The organism is Evansella sp. AB-P1, assembly GCF_029688925.1.
GTDB lineage: Bacteria > Bacillota > Bacilli > Bacillales > Salisediminibacteriaceae > Evansella.
Map to the genome: position 1 here is coordinate 16,571 of NZ_JARUKY010000009.1, position 23,396 is coordinate 39,966.

The following is a 23,396-nucleotide window of genomic DNA, read 5'->3' on the forward strand; positions in this document are numbered from 1 at the left end:
AGGGGAACGAGAGATGTTTATTAGAAATGAGAGCTTCGGTCAATTTATTCGTGCGTATCATGTAGTAACTGCATTAATTATCATCCATATTATACTTTATTTATGGATCTATATGTTCCCGTACTTAGGTGGTAGAGAAATCAGGTTCTACGGGATCGGGAGTAACTTCCATATATATATGGGTGAATATTGGCGGTTGGTGACACCAATATTCTTACATGGTTCACTTGCTCACATGTTATTTAATTCTTTTTCCTTATTCCTTTTTGGTCCAGCTTTGGAGCAAATGTTAGGAAAAGTAAAGTTCATTTTCGTCTACTTCTTTACAGGAATTATAGCTAATATTGCTACTTATTTACTTGATGATCTTTATACTTTCCACTTAGGAGCTTCTGGTGCGATTTATGGTTTATTCGGAATCTATCTATATATGGTTTTAGCTCGTAAGGATTTAATCGACCAGACAAACTCTCAATTAATCATGACTATCCTAATTATCGGTATTATTATGACGTTTGTTGGAACGAATATAAATGTACTTGCTCATTTATTTGGCTTGATTGCTGGTGCTGCCATTGCTCCAGTAGCATTACGGAAAGTTTCACGTTATGGAAATTTTAGAAATGTACATGACACTGAAGAAATAGGCTTCGATCCGAACCGTTGGCAAAAGAGTGCTCGAAACAAAAAGAGGTTGAAAACGATCTTCATTGTTGCGGGAGTTGTACTTGTGTTATTATTTATCATTCAGTTTTTTATCTAACAAACGGGAACAATATTGCTCATTTTTAAGAATCATGTAAAAAAAGAAACGGTGGAATAATCCATCGTTTCTTTATTATTACAGGAATATATTTCTCATAAATACCGTTCATCTATTCCACCAACGCAATAAGCTCTGGTTTAATATCAAAGGATACAATTGTTCCAACTTCCACATCCTGTTCAATTGGAGCATAGATCAACATTGGTTCCTTTGAAAGGCTTGGTTCATTGTGGAGACGTACATAAAGCTCTTGATACTCCCCGCCATAGGTTACTCGTTCCACCTCACCACAATACTGCCCTTGTTCAGCAAGCTGGCAGCCTTCTGGACGGATAGATAGCTTTACAGAATCCAATTTATCCTTCCATTGTTCAGGTAGTGTAACCTTACCAATATGTGTATGGATATGCTTTAAATCCTCATCCATAATACCATCTAATAAATTTGTCTTTCCTACAAATTGGGCAACAAAGCAATTTTTTGGGCAACGGTACATTTCCTTTGGTGCAGCAATTTGCTGAATAACCCCATCCTTCATTACTACAACTTGATCCGATACAGCAAAAGCATCCTTTTGATCATGTGTAACTATAATAGCCGTCGTATTCGCTTTTCTTAAAATGTTCGTTACGTCAAAACGCATTTTTTCTCGTAAACCAGCATCTAAGTTACTGAATGGTTCATCCATTAAAACAACATTAGGCTTTGGTGCTAATGCTCTAGCCAATGCAATTCGTTGTTGTTGTCCACCAGATAGTTCAGTTGGATAGCGCTTTCCATACTCCTCTAATCCAACTAATTCTAACACTTCTTTTGCACGTTTCTTCTTTTCTCTCGTACTCCATTTATTCAAACCGAACATAACATTTTTCTCAATCGTCATATGTGGAAATAAAGCATAATCCTGAAATACCATTCCGATTCCACGTTTTTCAGGTGGCAAAGAATGAGTTTTACTAAACACCTCTTTTCCATCAATCAAAATGGAGCCCTCCGAAGGATGTTCAAAACCAGCTATCATTCGAAGTGTTGTTGTTTTCCCACATCCACTAGGACCTAATAAGGTTATAATTTCCCCTTTATTAATGGATAAGTTTAATGAACGTACTGCCGGATTAGCAGTCCCACTAAAGTATTTAGTTAAATTAGATAATTGAATAAAACTCATGCTAACTACCTCCCACTAATTCTCGGATGGTTTTATAATTTATGGACAAAACCTATAAAACTATTAAATCTACTTCAACTTTCATTTATTTAGAAGCTTTATAAAATAATAATAACTAAAATTTACTTGAGAATGATTTTCATTACTGAAGAAAGTATAGCACATCGTTTTTTTTCAATCAATAAGTTTCAATCTTTGTTAACACAATTTTCATACATTTTGTTTTATTTAGTTTAGATTACTTGATAAATTTCATTTTCCATTTTAGGACTAACTTTTTAATTAAATTTCATAAATTTTCCTCAAAAACGAGACTTAACAACACAACGACAGTGGTAAAGGTAATTTTTTTACATTTTTTCACGAATTAGTCACAAAATGATTCTCATCACACTTCCTTCATCTATTATGATTATTCCGTGGGGAGTCTTATTTAAGGAACATATGAACAGAGAGGGGGGCACAGAATGAGCAAATCCAATCTCGGTGTAAAGGAAAAGCATGTGTCTACGAATGAGGATGAAACATCATTAAAAGGAACATTTATTTTCGTTATGTTTGTTGGTTCCTTCCTTGTCATTTCGTGGATCGCTGTGTTTTTTCTATTTATTGGACGGACATAAAAAATTTAGGGGGGACTAAACTCGATGCATTTACACAAATACGAAAAAATTTGGTTAACCTTTGGGGTAGGTTCACTAATATTATTTTTAGTTGTTTTAGGATTATCAGCATTTGCTTTTGGGCATCAACCACCTAGCCATATGGGAAAAGTTGATTCTCAGAATTTAGACCAGGACCCAATATTCTCTGAACCTGGATTAGAACAAATAAATGAAAACACATATAAGGCTACGATTATTGCTCAGGCATTTGGTTATAGTCCATCTAGAATTGAAGTTCCTGAGGGTTCAACAGTGTTGTTTCAAGTAACAAGCTCTGATGTTGTTCATAGCTTTACAATACCTGAAACAAATGTGAACTTCATGGTAACGCCTGGTCACATAAATATGGCTGAGCATACGTTTGATGAAGCTGGAGAATACCTTGTGTTGTGTAATGAATATTGCGGTACAGGTCACCATTACATGTCAATGACAATCGAGGTGACTTCACCATGACACAATCGAACTTAGCTTATAAAGAAACATTAAATGAAGTAGAAGAAGAAATGGAAGTACACCCTAAAGATAAAAAGCTTGCTATGGCACATGTGTACGTTGCCTACGTTGCCTTTATTATTGGTGTTTTTGGAGGATTACTACAAGGTCTTGTTCGTGGAGGTATGATCGAACTTCCAGGATGGATTACTTATTATCAAATTCTTACTGTACATGGTGTATTATTAGCACTCGTATTTACAACTTATATTATTTTTGGATTCTTTTTTGCAGGTATGAGTAAGACACACGGCGCCTTTCCTAGTGGATTAAGAAAGCTTGGGTGGGTAGGGTTTACAATTTTATCTGCAGGAACTGCTTTAGCAGCAGTTATGATTTTAGCTAATGAAGCATCTGTTTTATATACTTTTTATGCTCCACTTCAAGCACACTGGCTTTATTATATTGGCTTAACTTTATTTGTAGTAGGTACATGGGTAATGGGCTCAGCACTCCTAGCTCACTTTTTCAATTGGAAAAAAGCTCATCCTGGCCAACCAACACCGCTGTTTGGCTATATGACTACTGCAACTCTTTTACTTTGGATTGTTGCTTCAATTGGAGTAGCAGTTACTGTTTTGGTTCAAATGCTTCCATGGGCATTAGGGTTAACAGATGAAATCAATGTATTACTAAGTAGAACATTATTTTGGTATTTTGGTCATCCACTTGTATATTTTTGGTTAATGCCTGCATACATGGTTTGGTATCTAGTTATACCAAAAATCATTGGTGGACGATTATTTAGTGGGTCTTTAGCAAGATTAGCATTTGCACTATTTTTACTTTTCTCTATTCCAGTAGGATTCCACCATCAATTAATGGAATCAGGCATAAGTGAATTTTGGAAGTTTTTACAAACGGTACTGACATTTGTCGTTGTTGTACCATCTTTATTAACTGCATTTTCAATTTTTGCTACATTTGAACAAACTGGCCGAGCTAAGGGAGGAAAAGGACTATTAGGCTGGCTGAAAAAGCTTCCTTGGGGTGATGCAAGATTCTTTGCTCCATTTATGGGAATGATTATCTTTATTCCTGCTGGAGCTGGTGGCTTAATTAACGCAAGTTTTCAGCTGAATGCTGTTATTCATAACACTTTATGGGTTGTTGGTCACTTCCATCTAACTGTTGGAACAACTGTATTGTTAACCTTCTTTGGTATGTCCTATTGGTTAATACCTGTTCTTACTGGTCGTCGCTTTACAAAGCATGCAAATAGATGTGGTATTGTTCAGACCTGGCTTTGGGCCATTGGGATGTTCTTCATGTCAGGTGCTATGCATTTACTTGGATTGTTTGGTGCACCGAGACGTACAGCATATGGCACTTACGGAGATCACCCTCAAGCGATGCAATGGTTTGAAGGTATCTTTACGAGTCACGTAACAGTTGCCATTGGCGGGGTTATCCTAACAGCAGCAGGGGTATTAATGTTCTATAACTTTATTTACCTAAGCTTCTTAGCTCCAAAAGGAAAAACGGAGTTCCCAATGACTCCAGACCCAATTGACACACCGAACACACCTAAGTTTTTAGAAAACTGGAAGCTTTGGATTGGAATTGCAATTGTGTTGATAATATTCGCATATACTATACCTATTTATCAAATGATTGTAGATGCACCTCCTGGCTCTCCTCCGTTTAATTTTCTAATAAAATAAAGTAAAGAAAGACAAGAGGCTATAATAAGCCTCTTGTCTTTTTTCTGTTCGAAACTTAAATGATAGTTACTAAAAATGAATAAAGACTTTCATTTTAAAGACCTTAAAGGTAAACACTATGTGATTGAATTTTTCATACCATGGAACATTTAATTTTTATCCCAAAAGTAGGGTGTAACGAATGTATAGTATATCTATATTAGGTATCGCTTTTTAAGGGTATGGTATATAAGTCCGAAAAAATTTTTGCAATATTAAATAGTCATTGATTATTATATATCTCATTCCAAAGTGCTAACTAAAATATGTTAAACTAATCAAAAGTTACCTAACTCAAATTTTTCATAAGACCTTTTAAAGGAAAGAGGGTTTAACGAATGAATATTGATCAGCTTACAGTTTTAATTATTAAATATTTAAGAGAAGGTAAAAAAGAATCCTTTAATAAATTGATTGAAGAATTTCACCCATATGATTTAGCTCAATTGTATCGTGATTTACCTGATAAGCATCATTTTAAATTTCTTACATATTTATCCTCTAAGCAAATTGCTGATTTAATAATGGAATTAGAGCAAGACATTCAAATGGAAGTATTACAAAAATTAGGAATCCAAAAGTCTTCTGAGGTTATGGACATAATGGACAATGATGACTTAGCGGACATGCTTAGTGAAATATCTGAAGAAAAATTAGAAGAATACTTTTCTGCCATGCAAAAGGATGAATCTAATTCTGTTAAACAGCTAATGAGTTACCCTCCTGAAACTGCTGGTGGAATTATGACAAATGAATTTGTCTGGATTAGAGATTATTACACCGTAAGAGAAGCAGTAGACAAATTTAAAAGCTTTGCTGAATTCACACGAAATATTTATTATTTATATGTCATAGATGAAAATAAAAAACTAGTTGGGGTTGTATCTTACAGAGATCTTTTGTTAGCTGATACCAACGATAAGATTCAAGATATTATGTTTAATCGGGTTATATCTGTTCCTTTAGACATGGACCAGGAGGATGTTGCTCAATTAATTCAACGATACGATTTCTTGGCAGTGCCTGTTGTAGATGAAAAAAATACGCTAAAAGGTATTGTAACTGTCGATGACATTATTGATGTTTTTATTGAAGAGGCTAATGAAGATATTGAAAAATTATCAGCTACTGGTAAATCCATTGATTTTAACACAAAAGCATCCGTTGCTTCATTTAGAAGACTACCTTGGCTTGTTTTACTATTATTTATCGGACTAATAACAGGTAGTATTCTTGATGGTTTTGAGGCAACATTGGAACAGGTTGTTGCTCTCATATTCTTTATGCCAATGATAGCAGGGATGACAGGGAATACAGGTACACAATCATTAGCTGTTGTTGTTAGAGGACTTGTAACTAACGTTCTAGAAAAAAGAACGATAATAAAGTTAATATGGCGAGAATTCAAGGTAGGTATCATTATTGGTATCACTTGTGGATTACTAGTTTTCGGTGTTGCCGCAATATGGCAAAGTAGTCTCCTATTTGGTTTTGTTGTAGGTATATCTTTGCTAGCTACTCTCATTATCGGCACAATGTCTGGAACAATTATTCCATTAATTTTATACCGTTTAGGGATAGACCCAGCAGTAGCTTCCGGTCCACTCATTACAACATTAAATGATATTTTTTCATTACTTATTTATTTTGGGATTGCCACTAGTTTAATTCATTATTTAATTTAAAATTAATGTTTGTTAAATATGTAGATGGATTGTGAGTTAGGTATTTTCAGGGGAGACCTCGATTCAAGTGAAAAATTTGCACCATGAAGGATGAAAATATTCTTTCTAAGGTATACTACCTTCCCGCAATTCTGCTTTTCGCTGTTTGTAGTAAGATAGACGTTTTTTTTCATCCAGTATTTCAACTTTTCCTCCATTTGCGGGCAGATAGGCGGCTTCTATCTTACCGCAAATCTTCTTCTTTTCCATTTGCAGGAACATTGGCCGCTTCTATCTTACCGCAAACCTTCTTTTTCTCCTTTTGCAGGAACATTGGCCGCTTCTATCTTATTTTCAGGGTAGACTTATAATAAATTAAATTAAAAATCACATGAATGTATTTGATTCATGTGATTTTTTGTCTTTAGTATTCTTCCTTCTATAATAACTTTTCACCAAATAACGATCCAATTAGTCCAACAGCCGCCTCAGCCGTTTGATTTTTTATATCTAAAATAGGATTAACTTCAACAAATTCAGCAGATGTAACGATCCTTCTTTCAGCCAACATCTCCATTGCTAAATGAGTTTCCCTATAGGTGGTTCCCCCAATAACTGGAGTTCCAACACCAGGGGCAGTTTGTGGATCTAAAGCGTCTAGATCTAGGCTAAGATGCAAGCCATCGGTATGACGACTAACATGTTTTATTGCTTCCTCCATTACATTCGTCATTCCTATTCGATCAATTTCATGCATGGTATATACTTTGATACCTTTTTCTCTAATTAATTCCTTTTCACCCTCATCCAAGGAACGTGCTCCAATTATTACAATATTTTCAGGTTTAATCTTTGGGGCGTACCCACCTATTTTCGTTAATCGACTATGACCTATCCCTAAGCTAATAGCAAGAGGCATCCCATGAATATTGCCAGATGGGGACGTATCCCCTGTATTTAGATCACCGTGAGCATCATACCAAATAACCCCAAGGTTTTCATATTTTTGAGCCACTCCAGCTAGACTTCCGATAGCGATACTATGATCTCCCCCGAGTACTAAAGGAAAATCCCCTTTGTCTACTACATCCGATACTTTTTCTGCCAGTTGTTCATTTGCTTTTACAACTTCATCTAAATCCTTTAAATTTTCATCGTTTGTGATATCAAATTGTGATGGCCGTCCAATTTCTATATCACCACGATCTACTACAATATAATTTAATTTTTCCAAACGCTGAATAATCCCTGCATATCTCATGGCGCTTGGACCCATATCCACACCACGCCTCGTTTGACCTAAATCCATTGGTACTCCTATTATTGATATCTTCTTTTTCATCTAGTAATCTATCCTTTCGAAGTAACATTACTTTGAATATAAACCTCGTAGGGCAAAACGCACATTTTGTGGCCGTTCAGCTAAGCGACGCATAAAATAACCGTACCAATCCTCACCAAATGGGACATATATTCTCATTTTATATCCTTCATTTGCAATTTGTTGTTGGAGCTCAGTTCTAAAACCGTAGAGCATTTGAAATTCAAATTGGTCCTTTGATATACCCTGTTCCTTGGTAAAAGCTTTTACTTGGTCAATAATTTTGTGATCATGAGTTGCAATTGCACCGTAGCTCCCATTCATTAAGTGAGTTTTTATAATATTTATGAAGTTCTGATCAATATCCTCTTGCTTTCGAAATGCAACTTCTGGTGACTCCTTATAAGCCCCTTTAATTAAACGAATATTCGTCCCTCTTAGCTTATGAATATCCTCTTCTGAACGAAATAGATATGCTTGAATAGCTGTCCCTACATTATCGAAAGATTCACGCAATTCAAGCAAAATTTCGAGAGTATCATTCAAATGTTCGTAATCCTCCATATCAATTCGAACAAAATTGTTATACTTTTTGGCTGTTCTAACAATTCTAATCATGTTATCTAGACATATTTTTTTATCAATATCTAGCCCTAAGGAAGTCAGCTTTAATGATAAATTGCAATGTACCTTTGTATTTTCTATTGCTTCTAACGTTCGAATACACTGATTAGCAGCTTCGATCGCTTCCCCTTGATTGTATACAAATTCCCCTAGATGGTCTACAGTACAAACAAGTCCTTTTTCATTTAATTGTCCCACTACTTCCATTGCCTCTGGAATGCTGACACCTGCTATAACTTGACTAGCTCCAAGCTTCGGTCCCCATTTCATTGCCTTTTTCTTTAATAGTTTGTTGTTAGACAAATAAAGAAAAAAATTCCGTGTAATCATCACTTAACCCCCTTCTCCATACAAAGGAAAGGTATATATAAGAGGAGGCTATTCATAGGAACCTCCTCTTAATTGTTCGTTTATAACAATTGGCTTGATATCTATAGATATATTACTAAGATACTTTTATTTGGATAATACCTTCTTGATTCGTTCTAATGCCCATGCTAGTTCTTCTTCACTAATAACTAAAGGTGGGGCAAATCGAATAACATTCACATGCGTTTCTTTACACAAAATCCCTTCTTCCTTCAAGCTTTCACAATAAGGACGAGCAGGACCGTGCATTTCAACGCCGATAAACAAGCCTCGTCCTCTAACCTCCTTTATTTTTTTATTATCTATCTTCTTTAGCTCCTCCATTAAGTGATTACCGAGCTTGAAAGATCGTTCAACTAATTTTTCATCTTCAACCACTTGGAGAGCTGCTACAGATACAGCACAAGCTAATGGATTTCCTCCAAATGTGGACCCATGTGAACCTGGATCAAAGACTCCTAATATATCGCGATTTGCTACAACTGCTGATATTGGCATGACACCACCACCAAGAGCCTTACCTAGAATGTACATATCTGGTTCTACATCTTCCCAATCACAAGCAAAACGCTTTCCAGTACGACCTAATCCAGTTTGTATCTCGTCAGCGATATATAAGACATTATTATGCACACATAAGTCATACGCTTCTTTTAAAAAACCAGTTGGAGGGATATTAATTCCTGCTTCCCCTTGTATTGGTTCGAATATAAATGCAGCTGTATTAGGAGTTATCGCAATTTTAAGTGCTTCTATATCTCCATAAGGAACAACTTTTACCCCTGGAAGCATTGGACCAAAATCTTTTTTATATTCTTCATTGGAAGATAGAGATACTGCTGTCATCGTTCTTCCATGGAAATTATCCTCACATACGATGATTTCAGCCTTGTTTGCTTCTACTCCTTTTACCCGATATGCCCACCGTCGAGCTGTCTTTACAGCTGTTTCCACTGCCTCTGCTCCCGTATTCATTGGTAAGACCATATTTTTCCCAGTTAATACAGTAACTTTTTCATAGAAATTGCACAATTGATCATTATGAAAAGCACGAGAGGTTAATGTTATTCGATCAGCTTGATCCTTAAGAGCTTCAATAATTTTAGGATGACGGTGCCCTTGGTTTAAGGCTGAATATGCACTCAGCATATCCATATACCGGTTACCTTCAGGGTCCTCCACCCATACTCCCTCTGCATTTGATATCACAATTGGTAAGGGATAATAATTTCTTGCTCCGTACCTTTCTGTTATATCAATAATTTGTGTCGTATTCATCATTCTTGTTAAATCCCCTCTCAATCCATCAATCTATTATTCATTTAATGTTTTTTGATTCTCTTAGCTTTTAACTGCCTGTTTTAAAACATATCACTTACTGTTTTTGGCTGAAGGAATTGAAGTAAATAGTCAGGTCCACCTGCCTTAGAATCAGTACCAGACATATTAAATCCTCCAAAAGGTTGATATCCTACAATTGCAGCTGTACATCCACGATTAAAGTATAGATTTCCAACATGAAATTCTTCACGGGCTTGCTCTAAATGACCTCGATTATTGGAAATTACTGCCCCAGTTAAGCCATACTCCGTATTATTAGCGATTTCAAGTGCATGATTGAAATCCTTTGCCTTTGAAAAGGCAACGATTGGACCAAATATTTCTTCTTGCATTAAACGAGCTTTAGGATCTACATCAGCAAAAATTGTAGGTTGAATAAAATAGCCTTTGGAAGAATCTCCTTCCCCACCAGTCATAAGGCGCCCTTCCTCTTTTCCGATTTCAACATACTTCATTACTTTATCAAATGCTCCCTGATCATTTACAGGACCCATATATTTTGAATTATCTTGATAGGTTGGACCTACCGTTAAGCGATTTGTTAACGTTACTACTTTTTCTAAAACTTCATCATAAACCTCTTCATGGATTACTGCTCTTGAACAAGCAGAACATTTTTGTCCTGAAAACCCGAAAGCAGATTGGGTAATAGCATCCGCTGCCAAATCAAGATCAGACTCATTATCAACAACGATCGTATCTTTACCACCCATTTCAGCAACAACCCGTTTTAGCCAAATTTGTCCTTCATTTACTTTTGCGGCTCTTTCATAGATTCTTAGGCCAACTTCTTTTGATCCAGTAAAATTAATAAACCTTGTTTTTGGATGGTCTACTAAGTAATCTCCAACAACAGCTCCGCTTCCCGGTACGTAATTTACTACACCTGCTGGAAGTCCAGATTCCATTAACACTTCCATAAATTTATATGCCACAACTGGTGTTGTACTTGCTGGCTTCAGCAAAACAGTATTTCCAGCAACGACTGGTCCAATTGTCGTTCCTGCCATAATGGCAAAAGCAAAGTTCCATGGGGAAATAGTAATACCCACTCCTAGAGGAATATAAGTAAAGGAATTATGTTCGTTTTCACGTGAATTGATTTCAATCCCATCTTTTAAACGAAGCATTTGACGTGCATAATACTCTAAAAAGTCAATGGCTTCTGCCGTGTCCGCATCCGCTTCTTTCCAAGGCTTCCCTGCCTCGTAAACAAGATATGCAGAAAATTCATGTTTTCTACGTCTAATTTTTGAGGCTGCACTAAATAAAATATTTGCCCGTGCTGCTGGATCCCATTTTTTCCATGAGGCAAATGATTGGTCAGCAGCTACCATCGCCTTCTCTGCTAACTCTTCGTTTGCTTTAGAAACATATCCTACAATTTCTTCTTTATTTGCAGGGTTCTCAGAAACAATTTTATCTTCTGTCATTATTTTTTCTCCACCAATAATGAGAGGATAATCTTTTCCAAGCTCACCTTTAACTAAGTTTAATGCTTCCATAAATTCGTTATAATTTTCTTCTAATGTAAAATCTGTAAATGGTTCATGTTTATACGGTACAACCATGGAATGATCCACTCCTTTTTAAATTTTTTTATTTGTTAAATTTCACTATATTTATTTGCAAAAATCATGCCAAACCTCCATCCATGAAGGAATATGGTTTCTTCCTCAAATAAATGCAAACTACCTTTGCACTGAAAACTTATTTTGCACGTTAACCGCAAAATAAGTTTGCGTTTATGCTAATATAAAAGTAGGAAGATCTATCTTTTCTTACTTCTATCACTAGCTTCAAAATATACCATGTAGAATTGGAGTGAATTCTTTGAAAAATATTTCTTTGCCTCAAATCCATCCCCTCTATAATCAAATTCTTGATGCAGTAGACGTAGGAATACATGTAGTAAACGAAGAAGGCATTTCAGTTATTTACAACAAAAAAATGTCCGAAATAGAAGATATGGATAAAACCGAAGTAATTAATAAAAAGATAATGGAAGTTTTTTTATTTCAAAGAGAAGAAGAAAGTCGCCTTCTCCTATCCCTTCGAAATGGTGATGTTTTAAAAAATGCAAAACAAACATACTTCAATTTAAAAGGACAAAAAATCACGACAATTAATGATACCTTTCCTCTCACACATGATAATAAAATTGTGGGGGCTGTGGAGGTTGCGAGAGATATTACAAAGTTAGAACGGCTCACGAAAGAAAACATTAGAAATAAAAATGAAGCAAATTATACTTTTGAACAAATAATTGGGAATAGTGCTTTATTGAATGACGTAAAACAAAGTGCCCAAAAAGCTACAAGAACTTCCTCCTCCGTATTAATCTATGGAGAAACTGGTACAGGGAAAGAACTGTTCGCCCAAAGTATCCATAATGCAAGTAATCGTTCTGCAAAACCTTTAATTAGTCAAAACTGTGCTGCTCTTCCAGAAACGTTGATTGAAAGTATATTATTTGGAACGGTTAAAGGGGCCTTTACAGGGGCTATAGAACACGCCGGACTTTTTGAACAAGCATGTGGTGGATCTATCATGCTTGATGAGATTAACTCCTTAAGTGCTCCTTTACAAGCAAAGCTTCTTCGAGTTATTCAGGAAAAAATGATTAGAAGAATTGGAGATTCAAAAGATAGGAAAATTGACGTTCGAATTATAGCAACCTTAAATGAAGAACCTATAGTTGCAATAAAACAAAATAAATTAAGAGAGGATTTATATTATAGGTTAAGCGTCGTATCCATAGAAGTGCCTCCATTAAGGAAACGAAAAGAGGATATCCCTCTTCTAGTAGAACATTTTATTAATAAATATAATAAACAATTCCAATTAAACGTTCCTTTCGTATGTGAAAACGTCATGGACATGTTTAAAAATTATGATTGGCCTGGGAATGTTCGGGAACTTGAACATATGATTGAAGGAGCAATGAATTTAATTCATTACGACGAAAAAATAGAGTACAGTCATCTCCCTCTTCATGTTCGTAATAAATTCTCGAGGTATGACATCCAACAATTGACACCGACTACTCTATATCCTAACGATCCTCCAAAAAGCCTTCAATCTTTCATGGAGGAAGGAGAAAAACTTTATATTAAACGTACTCTGGATTACTTTAACGGTAACATTACTCAAGCAGCAAACTCTCTTGGCATAAGCAGACAAAGCCTCCAATATCGTTTGAAAAAGTACCAATTAAAAGAAATTCACAAAAAGAGTTAGGTACCCCCCCCGTCAACCCTTAAATAAAATAGTTTTCGCAAAATAGAAGGAGGTAAAATAGAAGAAATCATTCTATTTAGCTCTCTGCAAACCTCTTTTTCTCTCTTTGCAGGAACGGTGGACCCTTCCTACGTTCCCGCAAACCTCTTTTTCTCTCTTTGCAGGAACAGTGGATCCTTCCTCCGTGCCTGCAAACCTCTTTTTCTCTCTTTGCAGGAACGGTGGATCCTTCCTCTGTGCCCGCAAACTCCTTTTTCACTCTTTGCAGGAACAGTGGATCCTTCCTCCGTTCCCGCAAACTCCTTTTTCACTCTTTGCAGGAACGCTGGCTACTTCCTCTGTGCCCGCAAACTTCTTTTCCACTCTTTGCAGGAACAGTGGATCCTTCCTCCATGCCTGCAAACTTCTTTTCCACTCTTTGCAGGAACAGTGGATCCTTCCTCCATGCCTGCAAACTTCTTTTCCACTCTTTGCAGGAACAGTGGATCCTTCCTCCGTTCCCGCAAACTCCTTTTTCTCTCTTTGCAGGAACAGTGGATCCTTCCTCCATGCCTGCAAACTTCTTTTCCACTCTTTGCAGGAACAGTGGATCCTTCCTCCGTGCCTGCAAGTAGCGTTTAGGCAATTTGCAGTATGATAGGATCCTACTATACGACTGCAAAGTTATAAGCTGTGATTACTGTGAAAGAGTATTTTCTTCCTTCATGGTGCAAGTATTATCTTGCATGATAAAACTACCCTATAGCCATTCTCCCTTTATATATCCAAAGTAATTTTCTATTTTCCACGAAATGAACAATAGTTCTCTTAATTTCTACAAAAAGATTTCCCGGGAAACAGCTATCGACTTATTACTTATAAAACATTCAAATTCCTCGCATTTTATATACTGAAACAAGAATACTTGTCCTATTCTGTAAAGACACGTGCGATTCTACTATTATCTTCATAGAAAATTCAGAAAAAAATTCTTGGCAATCAACACTAGCTTTTAACAGCACCTTTCATCGAAAAACGTCTTCGCAACTTTATTTATTGTTATAGTTCTAAAGAAAAAAATGAGGAGTAATATATAGTAAGAGGCCAATCCAATAAAAAATAAAGGAGATGTTATTATGCAAACTTCGTTGGCACTTCTCCTTGGAGTTGCTGCGGTTGCTGTTTTACTTTTAACTATTAATGCCATACGTAAAAAGGTTACGAAGAAACCTGATGAAAAGCCCATTAAAATTTGCAAAGAATGCCAAAATGAGATCCCTCTCGATTTTTCAAAGTCACTCTGTCCACACTGTAAAGCGTTCTTAACGTAAAAAAATGCTCTCAGCATTGTATTAATTCCTCATGATTCAACTTCCAAAAAAATTAAACATTTGATTCAGTATTCAACTTTATCCCACACAAATACAAAACAAATCTGAATTTAGTTGTTATCCTTTTTGTAGTATTCATTACTGAAGGAGATTAAATCTAATATTAATTTCATAACAAAACAAAAAGGGCTAAATTCATTGATTTAGTCCTTTTTGTTTTTGTGCCTTAATTCTATACTTTTAACATTTGAGTACACTTATTCAAAAGCTTAAAAGTCATTCACATGAATCATTTCCGTTTGCCTTACTTGACTCATTTCATCTATAAAATTACCAATAAAAGAAATATACTCAATCGAAAAATCGTTTGCAGTAAATGTTAGAGCTTCTACTAACAAATCAAATTCTTCAACTGTTGGGATAATTCCTGTATCATTCACAAATATAGCTGCATGAATATCTTCAATTACAACATCTTCAATCTCGATTGATTCAGGTATGGCAGAACGATACCAAGCACCTTCATTAACTACCAGCATTTCCCCAAGTGTTTCTTGAAATGAAAGTAATTCCCCGTTTTCCATTATTCGTTCTCCTACATAAGCTCCTCTTACAAAATAATGATTTCCCTCCTCATCCTCATGAAGATAATACCCACGGTTTTCATATGGTATATCCCACTCCTCAACAAAACCAAAAGGACCTATTAGCACACCAGGTTCATCATTAAATGTGAAGCGAATTTTTTCAAAATGAAAGTAACCAAAGTATTCTAAGATTGCTTCATAAAATGAAGTAGCTTCATTACTTGAAAGCCTTTCAATATTTATACTGTTAAAGAAGTCTATAGTAACAGCATTTTCTCGGTCATCAATGTTCACACTACTTATTTCATTATGCAAAGATCTAGAATCCTGTATGCCCCAGTCTACTTCATCTGATGTTAAAGTGTAATAAATTAAGTTCTCTAGACTACTATCTCTATTCTCTCCTATTGAAATAGGTTGACTTGTAATACCTGATTTTGTGTATAATCCTTCATCCCCGAACTCATTTACCGTTAAAACTTCAAAAAAGTGGGGAACAGGTAGCAAAATAGTGTTTTCTTCGTCACTTTCAGTATCTACTCCTCCATCATCACTAGGAGTTCCAGCAATATTAAAATCCCCATCATTACTGTTGTTCATATCATTTCCTGCACTAATATCTGCATTATTATCGCTGTTATAAGACATTTCATAATCTCCGTTAAAGAAGTATGGGAAGATTAGTACTATTAAAAACACTGCAGCTACACTAGCCATTAATGGCTTTAACCACGTTAGTTTATGTTTATTTTTGGTGTAGAGAGGTGAAGGTTTCTCATTTCTCTCCTGCATTTTTCTTTCAATCGCTTGAAAAAGTTCTTCTTTTGATTGTCGATCCTTAATAGGAGGAAGCTGCTTTAGGTGGTTCTCCACATCCTGATCGTCCCAAAGTCTCTTTGTCATTCTCCAACCTCCTTTACTTCATTGAAACTATCTATTTGGTTCATATACCGCTTTAATTCTTTAATTGCACGGTGCTGGGTGGTCTTCACCTTGCTTTGCGTCCAGCCAAGTACATCAGCAGTTTCCGAAATACTTAACGCTTGTATATAACGTAAAATAATAACCTGTTGCTGATCTTCCTTACAGCGCTTTAAAACGGAATAAATTTGATGAAGCTCATCCTTTTGCACGAGAATTTCATCAGGTAAAAGAGCATGATCTTTAATTTCAAACTCCCGTTCACTCCACTCAAACTGCTTTCCAACCCACTTCCTTTTCTTACGACTTTGACTTCTTATCCAGTCAATGCCTACATGTTTTGCAACAGAGTAAAGCCAAGTTTTCTCACTACTTTTCCCTTCGAAGGATTGATAGGAGTGAAGCACTTTTATATACACTTCTTGAACAAGCTCTTCTGCCACTTCCCGATTCCGAACCATGTAAAATAAATATTGGAAAAGGGTCTGATGGTACATCTCATACAAACGATCAAATTCCTCTCTCACGCTCTTCCCTCCCTCTCTAAATCGTTAGTCGATTTTTTATTAATAACGTTACAAAAAAAAGTGTCAAACTCTAATGATTGTTTGACACCTTCTCACCTGACATTTATTTTGAAAATACCCACACCCAATATAGGGCACCACCAATAAAGCCTATTATTAATAGATAAACCGCTAACATATAATTTCTTTTTCGCAAGTTACTCATTCCTTTAAATTACAACTGTTTTCTTTATTATACCAAATCCAGTAGTCTCCTTACTACCATGACACATATACCTAATTAAAAAATAGCTACAAACTTTCTATTATCAGTATTACTTAAATAGCATTTCGACCTTTGTTTAGCAATACTTTAATTTTATGTTTCAAATGTTTTCTCGAAATGAAAATAATTGTTTGATGGAAATGAACAATTATGTGTAAAAATAGTATTTTTTTACAAATAAGTTTGCTATACTTATAGTATCGAAAGAAATATTATCAATATACAAATAAGAGGTGCTAAATAAATCTATGAAAAAAATTATTTTAGTTTTATCTTTAGCTTTTATATTTACTCTTGTACTATCTCACAATTTATTATCTACTAGTGCAGAAATGAATCCAAAGACTATTTTATCTGAGGCACATGATGCTCTTTTAAAAGGTGATATTGTAACTTTTGCTAATCTAGTAATTGACAAACGTTTTAATACAAAAAAAGAAGCCTTATATGTATATATGAGTAATGAAGAAGATCCTTTAATTAACTACGAGATTCTTAATTTCAACCAAATTGACAAAAATACATATACATCTTTGGTTAAAAGTGTTTATCAATCAGGTATTGAATCGGAAGCACTTTTAACTTTACAATTTGATAAAAAAGAGTGGAAAATTGTAATACCTAATACTTCAAATAGAAACTATGAAATTCAAATGGAAAATGAAGTTATAATAAATAAGGTAGATAAGCTAATCGAAGATGAATTTTCAATTAATTCGTTTGGTTTTCAGTTAGTTTACTTGGAATATTTCACAACGTCATTGGCAAAATACAAGAACTTTTAACACACCAAGTGTTTCGGTAGTGATGATATTGAAGTAGGAGACAGAATAGTAAATGGGAATCGTACTAATTTTACTACTACAGTTAATCTAAGTACTGCTGCTGGTATTAACTATATGCAGATAAGAGGAGCAGGTAATTCGCGGGGGGAGCTTTATTATTAATTTTTATTAAATAATAAATAAGTGACTTCTAAATATAGATTTATAGATATTCTTTTGCCATTAAGGGCAATCTAAAGACTGCAATTAAGACAGTCTTTTTGTAGTTAGTTATAACATTATAGGAATGATTTTAATTCAGATTTCTTGTTGATAGATAAAAAAATAACCACCCTATGCTTTTAGCCGAGCAAGGTGGTTATTTTCAAAACCATTTTTAAGTGTATAGCATTATTTATCTTATTTCCTAGACCTTTTTGGAACAATATCAAATATCTTTCCAGTTTCAAATAATGCAATCACATCAATTAACCAATAATAATAATCCTCTGCTTCCGTGAGCTTTTCTAAATCTTCTTTAGCTTCATTACGAATTTCTTCGTATTCTGTTTCCTGAATCAGTTCATGTAACAGCTCTTTTGTTTCCTGAATTGCAGACATATTTAGTTCCGTTGCATTTTTCCATCGATTTATAAAAACATTTGAAAATGATTTATACCAATCACCTTCCACTTTGTACAAATCTTTACGTATACCTCTTTCCCAAACTCTTTCAACCATATGTGCATCTAATAATGAACGTATACCCGTACTCATACTCGTTTTACTCATTGCCATCGCTTTACTCATGTCATCTAGGGTCATTGGTTCTTTTGAAAAGAAAACAGTACCATATAATCGACCTGCTGACGGTGTAATATTATATAGATGAATATTCTTTGCGATTTCTGATATAAAACGATTGCGCGCTTCATCTAGTTTTGTACTATCCTTTGAATAATTATCATTGCTACGCATCGTTAGCCTCCTCAAAACTACTCGCTATTTTAAATATTAGCAAACCTTCTAATATAAAAGAAAGTGGTCTACCTTACCTCATTTAAGAGGAATATAGAGCATTTCATAGAATTCACTATATTTGTTACGTACAGTTTTTTCTGAACAAACTTTTTATACAATTTAGTGATTATATACTGTTTGATCAAAATTTATAAAAAGGATATAGTTATAAAGGTCGAACTAATGCTGTAAATTTTTTTGCTAAATTTTATAGATTCATAGTTAGTTTAAAAATTAAATTCACAGGCCTTGTAATTAAAATGAAGTAGGTGTAAATAAATGGCTAAAATAAAGGTTGAAAAATTAACAAAGGTGTTTGGTAAGCGTTCAAAGCAAGCATTAAAGTTGCTTGATGAAGGTAAATCAAAAGACGCCATCCTTAAAGAAACTGGTGCAACAGTGGGTGTTAACCAGGCATCCTTTGAAGTGGAAGACGGAGAAATCTTCGTTATTATGGGGTTATCAGGTAGTGGAAAATCAACACTAGTAAGACTACTTAATCGTCTCATTGATCCAACAACAGGTAACGTTTGGATTGATGGTGAAAACCTTGCAGAAATGAATAAAGAACAATTGCGAGGGGTTCGCCGAAAAAAAATGAGTATGGTATTCCAAAAGTTCGGTCTCTTCCCATTCCGTACCATTTCACAAAATGTGGAATATGGACTTGAAGTACAAGGAATCGAAAAAGGCAATCGCACGGAAAAAGCCATAGAATCTCTAGAACTAGTTGGACTTAAAGGATATGAACATCAATATCCAGATCAATTATCTGGTGGTATGCAGCAGCGTGTAGGGTTAGCACGTGCATTAGCTAACGATCCAGAGGTTCTTTTAATGGACGAAGCCTTTTCTGCATTAGACCCATTAATTCGTAAGGATATGCAAGACGAATTACTGGATCTACAACAAACGATGAAGAAAACAATCATCTTTATTACTCATGATCTTGATGAAGCTTTACGAATTGGAGACAGAATCGCATTAATGAAGGATGGATCTATCGTTCAAATTGGAACACCAGAAGAAATTTTAGTGAATCCTGCCAACGACTATGTAGAAAAGTTTGTTGAAGATGTAGATCGTTCAAAGGTTCTAACAGCACAGCACATTATGAAACGTCCTGAGACTGTAAACATTGAAAAGCATGGTCCTCGAGTTGCACTAGAGAGAATGAAAGAGGAAGGCCTTTCTAGTATGTTTGTAGTGGACGGTAATCGAAATTTAAGAGGGTACATTACCGCTGATGATGCTTCAGCAGCGAGAAAAAATGAGATTAAAAACTTAGAAGAAATTTTACAGAATGATATTCCGAAAGTGGAAAAGGACACACCAATGCATGACATATTTAATATCATTCACGACTCACCAATTCCAGTTGCCGTTATCGATAACAACAAATTGGTTGGGATCATTGTTCGCGGAGCAGTAATTGGTGCTCTTGCTAGTGATAGCGAGGTGAAATTAGAAAATGCTTAATAATTTGCTTAACTTTTTTCATAACATATTAGATTTTGTACCTAGAATACCTCTTTCTGAAGGTGCAAATGCGTTTATTGATGGAATAAAAGATATATTTTCATTTATCTTTAATCCCATTCGAACATACCTAGGTGCATTTATGAGTTGGTCTATTGATGTATTATCTGCTGTACCACCTATATTTTTCATCATATTGATTGCACTATATGCATTCTATATTTCCGGTAAGAAATTTGGCTTAGCAGCATTTTCAATTGTTGGTCTCTGGTTAATTTACAATCAAGGTTTATGGGTTCCTTTAACTCAAACTTTCACTCTCGTTTTAGTATCTAGTATACTTGCAGTCTTAATTGGAGTACCATTTGGAATCTTAATGTCCAAAAGTAATCTAGCAGAAACAATTATGAAGCCAGTCCTTGACTTTATGCAAACCATGCCAGCCTTTGTTTATTTAATTCCAGCTGCCGCTTTCTTTGGAATCGGGTTGGTACCAGGTGTGTTCGCATCACTTATTTTCGCTGTACCACCAACGGTACGCTTAACAAACCTAGGTATACGCCAAGTATCCACAGAACTAGTGGAAGCTGCTGATGCTTTCGGTAGTACCGGTCCACAAAAGCTATTTAAAGTAGAGCTTCCAATGGCAAAAGCAACTATTATGGCTGGAATAAACCAAACTGTCATGCTCGTACTTTCTATGGTTGTTATTGCTTCTATGATTGGTGCACCTGGTTTAGGTCGACAGGTTGTATCAGCTTTACAAGGAGCAAATGTAGGTTCTGGTTTTGTTGCAGGACTTAGTATCGTTATTCTAGCAATCATCATTGATCGATTTACTCAAAGCTTTAATGTTAAAAAGAGAGGTTAATAATAGCCTTTCCGTAATCAAAACATTTGTTGGTACCTTTTCAATTTGAAAAGTTTCCATATATATTAAATGAGAAAAAAGGGGAGATTTTCGTTATGTTTAAAAAGAACTTAAAACGTCTTGGGCTTGCAGCAGGACTTTCATTATCATTACTTGCAGCTGGCTGTGGTTCCGATGACGACAAAGCAATTGAACTTGTTTACGTAGAATGGGATTCTGAGGTTGCATCTACTAACGTCATTGGAAAGGTATTAGAAGATCAAGGGTATGATGTAACATTAACACCGATCGATAATACACTTATGTGGGATGCTGTAGCTACTGGTGAAGCTGACGGTATGGTCGCAGCTTGGTTACCTGCAACACACGCTGCTCAATATGAAGAGTATGCGGACAGCATGGTTGAACTAGGTGCAAACCTTGAAGGTGCAAAAATTGGCTTAGTTGTTCCTGAATACATGACAATTGATTCTATCGCTGATCTTGATCAATATGCAGATGAACTAGGTAGTGCGATTACAGGTATTGAAGCTGGATCTGGTGTTGTTTCAGCAGCAGAAGCAGCTGTAGAATCAGATTATCCTAATCTAGAAGGTTGGGAAGTAGTACCGACTTCAAGTGGTGTTATGGCTGGTGAATTAGGTTCTGCAGTTGAAAATGGAGATCCTATCGTTGTTACTGGTTGGACTCCTCACTGGAAGTTCGCATCTTATGACCTTAAATATTTAGAGGATCCAGAAGGTACATTTGGTGAAGCTGAACATATTGCTACATTCGTTCGTGAAGGATTAGAAGAAGATGATGCAGAAGCATTTGCAATCTTAGACAATTTCTTTTGGACTGCCGCTGACATGGAAGAAGTAATGCTAGCTATTACAGAAGGTGCTAGTGCTGAAGAAGCTGCTGCAGCTTGGGTAGAAGCTAACGAAGATAAAGTTGCTGAATGGTTAGAGTAAAGTAAACAATAAGGGTATTCCTAACGTCAACTTGACATTAGGAATACCTTTTTTTGTTAATTACCAACGCTGAAAATACGAAAGTTTCCGCAAATAGTGGGAAAGTGGATTAGCAGTATGGTAGTATACCTTAGATAGAAAATTTTCATACCCCATGGTGCAACTCTCCACTTGCAAGGATAGTCTACCATATAATTAACGGAACCACTGGATATTATCGCGTATTAATCTGTAAGGAACCGTTTGTACCTTTTGCCTCAATTCTGTACGTTCCATTATTTAAAACGAATGAACCTTCCCTATTTTCTCTACTTGTACCTTCGTGCTTTCGACTGAAATTAACATTCCCTGTTACGCTTCCGAGTGTCGTTTCCCCCACAACGGAAGCATCCGCATCATTCGGTACTTCCAGTCGTATACGCCCATTCGTTGTAGTAGCACTCCAATCTCCAGCTACTGTAACACTACTTATATCAATTGCTCCATTTGTCCCTCTTGCCAATATCTCTCCTGTTACATCAAAGATATCAATCTTTCCATTCGTCGTACGAGCTTCTACATTTCCTTGAATATTCTCAATTGTTAATGCCCCGTTCGTACTTTCTACAATGGTATTTCCAATAATATTTTGGATATTTATTCTTCCATTCGTCGTTTTTACTAGAACATTTTCTTCCAGGTCTTCCACCGTCAGACTACCATTCACAGCATCTAACTCTATGAAAACTGTTTTTGGAACAGTAATAACTAAATCCAGGCTAAATCGATTATTTTGCGAAAAGAAAGATGGGGGACTCTCCTTTACTTTGTAATAGAAACTACCATTCCCTTCCTCTACATTCATAGCATTTCCGTATGCCTTTTGTAAATCTTCCTCACTATGAAAATTAGATTTTGCAACACCAGTGATACTAATTTCTTCTGCACTACCCCCAACTACTTGAACCGTTCCATTTATAAATTCCAACCTTATTTGCTCCAGATCGTCAACCTCATATTGTTCATTTATATCAATTGATGTATCAAATGCTCCAGAAAAGAAAGGTAGGCTACCAGCAAAACCTGAATTTTGAAAGGAGAAAAAACCTCCACTAATTACTAAGATTGCTAGAATAAAGCCTATAGCCACTCCATCATATGCCAATTTCTCATCCTCTTCCTTTTTTCGATAGCGTATAATAATTTCTAAACCTAAAGATATAAGCAGTAACGGCCAAACATAAGAAAACAATTGATAAATGGATACTTCAACCCAATTACTAGCAATCCACATAACACCAATGAAAATAAAAAATCCTCCTGCAGATAAACGACCAATCTTAAATCGTTCCATTTGACTA

At 35.5% G+C, this 23,396-nt stretch carries 22 protein-coding genes; 11 read left to right on the plus strand and 11 right to left on the minus strand.

The features are described 5' to 3' along the window. Window positions 1–13: 13 nt before the first annotated feature. Window positions 14–763 carry a rhomboid family intramembrane serine protease gene (locus QA612_RS10655; RefSeq protein ID WP_278283796.1) on the plus strand — a complete coding sequence of 250 codons (750 nt, stop codon included), beginning with the start codon at window positions 14–16 and terminating at the stop codon, window positions 761–763. A gap of 112 nt (window positions 764–875) precedes the next feature. Here QA612_RS10655 and QA612_RS10660 read toward each other — a convergent pair whose 3' ends face one another. After that, window positions 876–1,934 carry an ABC transporter ATP-binding protein gene (locus QA612_RS10660; RefSeq protein ID WP_278283797.1) on the minus strand — a complete coding sequence of 353 codons (1,059 nt, stop codon included), beginning with the start codon at window positions 1,932–1,934 and terminating at the stop codon, window positions 876–878. 467 nt (window positions 1,935–2,401) lie between these two features. On the opposite strand from QA612_RS10660, the gene QA612_RS10665 reads away from it, so the two are divergent. From QA612_RS10665 to mgtE, 4 genes are all read left to right on the plus strand, one after another. Then, complete coding sequence (locus QA612_RS10665; protein ID WP_278283798.1) at window positions 2,402–2,557, plus strand: cytochrome c oxidase subunit 2A; 156 nt, start codon at window positions 2,402–2,404, stop codon at window positions 2,555–2,557. A 24-nt stretch (window positions 2,558–2,581) separates the two neighbouring features. Next, window positions 2,582–3,055 (plus strand): cytochrome c oxidase subunit II, encoded by a 474-nt coding sequence (locus QA612_RS10670; RefSeq protein WP_278283799.1) that lies wholly within the window; start codon window positions 2,582–2,584, stop codon window positions 3,053–3,055. Continuing rightward, window positions 3,052–4,758, plus strand: a complete 1,707-nt coding sequence (locus QA612_RS10675) for a b(o/a)3-type cytochrome-c oxidase subunit 1 (protein ID WP_278283800.1) — start codon at window positions 3,052–3,054, stop codon at window positions 4,756–4,758. The genes QA612_RS10670 and QA612_RS10675 overlap by 4 nt, the downstream gene beginning before the upstream one ends. 377 nt (window positions 4,759–5,135) lie before the next feature. Continuing rightward, the gene (mgtE, locus tag QA612_RS10680; protein WP_278283801.1) at window positions 5,136–6,482 is read left to right on the plus strand and encodes a magnesium transporter; all 1,347 of its coding nucleotides are present in this window, start codon (window positions 5,136–5,138) and stop codon (window positions 6,480–6,482) included. Window positions 6,483–6,900: 418 nt separating this feature from the next. On the opposite strand, the gene rocF is transcribed toward mgtE, so the two are convergent. The 4 genes from rocF to pruA all read right to left on the minus strand — a co-directional run bounded on the left by rocF (window position 6,901) and on the right by pruA (window position 11,687). Beyond that, on the minus strand, window positions 6,901–7,803 hold the full coding sequence (gene rocF / locus QA612_RS10685; RefSeq protein ID WP_278283802.1) for an arginase: 903 nt from the start codon (window positions 7,801–7,803) through the stop codon (window positions 6,901–6,903). A gap of 27 nt (window positions 7,804–7,830) precedes the next feature. Beyond that, a complete protein-coding gene (locus QA612_RS10690; RefSeq protein ID WP_278283803.1) occupies window positions 7,831–8,736 on the minus strand; it encodes a proline dehydrogenase family protein in 906 nt (301 codons plus the stop codon). A gap of 126 nt (window positions 8,737–8,862) precedes the next feature. Next, window positions 8,863–10,053 (minus strand): ornithine--oxo-acid transaminase, encoded by a 1,191-nt coding sequence (locus QA612_RS10695; protein ID WP_278283992.1) that lies wholly within the window; start codon window positions 10,051–10,053, stop codon window positions 8,863–8,865. Between the two features lie 83 nt (window positions 10,054–10,136). Next, window positions 10,137–11,687: an L-glutamate gamma-semialdehyde dehydrogenase gene (pruA, locus tag QA612_RS10700; protein WP_278283804.1), complete on the minus strand. Its 1,551-nt coding sequence runs from the start codon at window positions 11,685–11,687 to the stop codon at window positions 10,137–10,139. A 262-nt stretch (window positions 11,688–11,949) separates the two neighbouring features. On the opposite strand from pruA, the gene QA612_RS10705 reads away from it, so the two are divergent. Continuing rightward, the gene (locus QA612_RS10705) at window positions 11,950–13,356 is read left to right on the plus strand and encodes a sigma-54 interaction domain-containing protein (RefSeq protein ID WP_278283805.1); all 1,407 of its coding nucleotides are present in this window, start codon (window positions 11,950–11,952) and stop codon (window positions 13,354–13,356) included. Window positions 13,357–13,432: 76 nt separating this feature from the next. Here the strand turns inward: QA612_RS10705 and QA612_RS10710 are convergent, their stop codons facing one another. Together QA612_RS10710 and QA612_RS10715 are read right to left on the minus strand one after the other, a co-directional pair. Beyond that, window positions 13,433–13,654 carry a hypothetical protein gene (locus QA612_RS10710; RefSeq protein WP_278283806.1) on the minus strand — a complete coding sequence of 74 codons (222 nt, stop codon included), beginning with the start codon at window positions 13,652–13,654 and terminating at the stop codon, window positions 13,433–13,435. Between the two features lie 9 nt (window positions 13,655–13,663). After that, complete coding sequence (locus tag QA612_RS10715) at window positions 13,664–13,981, minus strand: hypothetical protein (protein WP_278283807.1); 318 nt, start codon at window positions 13,979–13,981, stop codon at window positions 13,664–13,666. 490 nt (window positions 13,982–14,471) lie between these two features. On the opposite strand from QA612_RS10715, the gene QA612_RS10720 reads away from it, so the two are divergent. After that, window positions 14,472–14,666 (plus strand): hypothetical protein, encoded by a 195-nt coding sequence (locus tag QA612_RS10720; protein ID WP_278283808.1) that lies wholly within the window; start codon window positions 14,472–14,474, stop codon window positions 14,664–14,666. Window positions 14,667–14,935: 269 nt separating this feature from the next. Here the strand turns inward: QA612_RS10720 and QA612_RS10725 are convergent, their stop codons facing one another. After that, a complete protein-coding gene (locus QA612_RS10725; RefSeq protein WP_278283809.1) occupies window positions 14,936–16,156 on the minus strand; it encodes a hypothetical protein in 1,221 nt (406 codons plus the stop codon). After that, window positions 16,153–16,701 carry an RNA polymerase sigma factor SigX gene (gene sigX, locus QA612_RS10730; RefSeq protein ID WP_278283810.1) on the minus strand — a complete coding sequence of 183 codons (549 nt, stop codon included), beginning with the start codon at window positions 16,699–16,701 and terminating at the stop codon, window positions 16,153–16,155. Before sigX ends, QA612_RS10725 begins: the two co-directional genes overlap by 4 nt. 513 nt (window positions 16,702–17,214) lie before the next feature. Between sigX and QA612_RS10735 the strand changes: the two genes are divergently transcribed. Beyond that, window positions 17,215–17,751 carry a hypothetical protein gene (locus QA612_RS10735; RefSeq protein ID WP_278283811.1) on the plus strand — a complete coding sequence of 179 codons (537 nt, stop codon included), beginning with the start codon at window positions 17,215–17,217 and terminating at the stop codon, window positions 17,749–17,751. A 399-nt stretch (window positions 17,752–18,150) separates the two neighbouring features. On the opposite strand, the gene QA612_RS10740 is transcribed toward QA612_RS10735, so the two are convergent. Further along, window positions 18,151–18,708 carry a GbsR/MarR family transcriptional regulator gene (locus QA612_RS10740; RefSeq protein ID WP_278283812.1) on the minus strand — a complete coding sequence of 186 codons (558 nt, stop codon included), beginning with the start codon at window positions 18,706–18,708 and terminating at the stop codon, window positions 18,151–18,153. 321 nt (window positions 18,709–19,029) lie between these two features. Here QA612_RS10740 and QA612_RS10745 point away from each other — a divergent pair, with 321 nt between their 5' ends. The 3 genes from QA612_RS10745 (at window position 19,030) to QA612_RS10755 (ending at window position 22,056) form a co-directional block, all read left to right on the plus strand. Further along, window positions 19,030–20,229 (plus strand): quaternary amine ABC transporter ATP-binding protein, encoded by a 1,200-nt coding sequence (locus QA612_RS10745; protein WP_278283813.1) that lies wholly within the window; start codon window positions 19,030–19,032, stop codon window positions 20,227–20,229. Continuing rightward, a complete protein-coding gene (locus QA612_RS10750) occupies window positions 20,222–21,100 on the plus strand; it encodes an ABC transporter permease (RefSeq protein ID WP_278283814.1) in 879 nt (292 codons plus the stop codon). The genes QA612_RS10745 and QA612_RS10750 overlap by 8 nt, the downstream gene beginning before the upstream one ends. A gap of 95 nt (window positions 21,101–21,195) precedes the next feature. Then, on the plus strand, window positions 21,196–22,056 hold the full coding sequence (locus tag QA612_RS10755; RefSeq protein ID WP_278283815.1) for a glycine betaine ABC transporter substrate-binding protein: 861 nt from the start codon (window positions 21,196–21,198) through the stop codon (window positions 22,054–22,056). 214 nt (window positions 22,057–22,270) lie between these two features. Here QA612_RS10755 and QA612_RS10760 read toward each other — a convergent pair whose 3' ends face one another. Beyond that, window positions 22,271–23,389, minus strand: a complete 1,119-nt coding sequence (locus QA612_RS10760) for a DUF4097 family beta strand repeat-containing protein (RefSeq protein WP_278283816.1) — start codon at window positions 23,387–23,389, stop codon at window positions 22,271–22,273. Between the last annotated feature and the right edge of the window lie 7 nt (window positions 23,390–23,396).

Coding starts and splice junctions, on each gene's coding strand:
- QA612_RS10655 (WP_278283796.1), top strand. CDS start 14: ATGTTTATTAGAAATGAGAGCTTCGGTCAATTTATTCGTGCGTATCAT.
- QA612_RS10660 (WP_278283797.1), bottom strand. CDS start 1,934: ATGAGTTTTATTCAATTATCTAATTTAACTAAATACTTTAGTGGGACT.
- QA612_RS10665 (WP_278283798.1), top strand. CDS start 2,402: ATGAGCAAATCCAATCTCGGTGTAAAGGAAAAGCATGTGTCTACGAAT.
- QA612_RS10670 (WP_278283799.1), top strand. CDS start 2,582: ATGCATTTACACAAATACGAAAAAATTTGGTTAACCTTTGGGGTAGGT.
- QA612_RS10675 (WP_278283800.1), top strand. CDS start 3,052: ATGACACAATCGAACTTAGCTTATAAAGAAACATTAAATGAAGTAGAA.
- mgtE (WP_278283801.1), top strand. CDS start 5,136: ATGAATATTGATCAGCTTACAGTTTTAATTATTAAATATTTAAGAGAA.
- rocF (WP_278283802.1), bottom strand. CDS start 7,803: ATGAAAAAGAAGATATCAATAATAGGAGTACCAATGGATTTAGGTCAA.
- QA612_RS10690 (WP_278283803.1), bottom strand. CDS start 8,736: ATGATTACACGGAATTTTTTTCTTTATTTGTCTAACAACAAACTATTA.
- QA612_RS10695 (WP_278283992.1), bottom strand. CDS start 10,053: ATGAATACGACACAAATTATTGATATAACAGAAAGGTACGGAGCAAGA.
- pruA (WP_278283804.1), bottom strand. CDS start 11,687: ATGGTTGTACCGTATAAACATGAACCATTTACAGATTTTACATTAGAA.
- QA612_RS10720 (WP_278283808.1), top strand. CDS start 14,472: ATGCAAACTTCGTTGGCACTTCTCCTTGGAGTTGCTGCGGTTGCTGTT.
- QA612_RS10725 (WP_278283809.1), bottom strand. CDS start 16,156: ATGACAAAGAGACTTTGGGACGATCAGGATGTGGAGAACCACCTAAAG.
- QA612_RS10735 (WP_278283811.1), top strand. CDS start 17,215: ATGAAAAAAATTATTTTAGTTTTATCTTTAGCTTTTATATTTACTCTT.
- QA612_RS10740 (WP_278283812.1), bottom strand. CDS start 18,708: ATGCGTAGCAATGATAATTATTCAAAGGATAGTACAAAACTAGATGAA.
- QA612_RS10745 (WP_278283813.1), top strand. CDS start 19,030: ATGGCTAAAATAAAGGTTGAAAAATTAACAAAGGTGTTTGGTAAGCGT.
- QA612_RS10750 (WP_278283814.1), top strand. CDS start 20,222: ATGCTTAATAATTTGCTTAACTTTTTTCATAACATATTAGATTTTGTA.
- QA612_RS10755 (WP_278283815.1), top strand. CDS start 21,196: ATGTTTAAAAAGAACTTAAAACGTCTTGGGCTTGCAGCAGGACTTTCA.
- QA612_RS10760 (WP_278283816.1), bottom strand. CDS start 23,389: ATGGAACGATTTAAGATTGGTCGTTTATCTGCAGGAGGATTTTTTATT.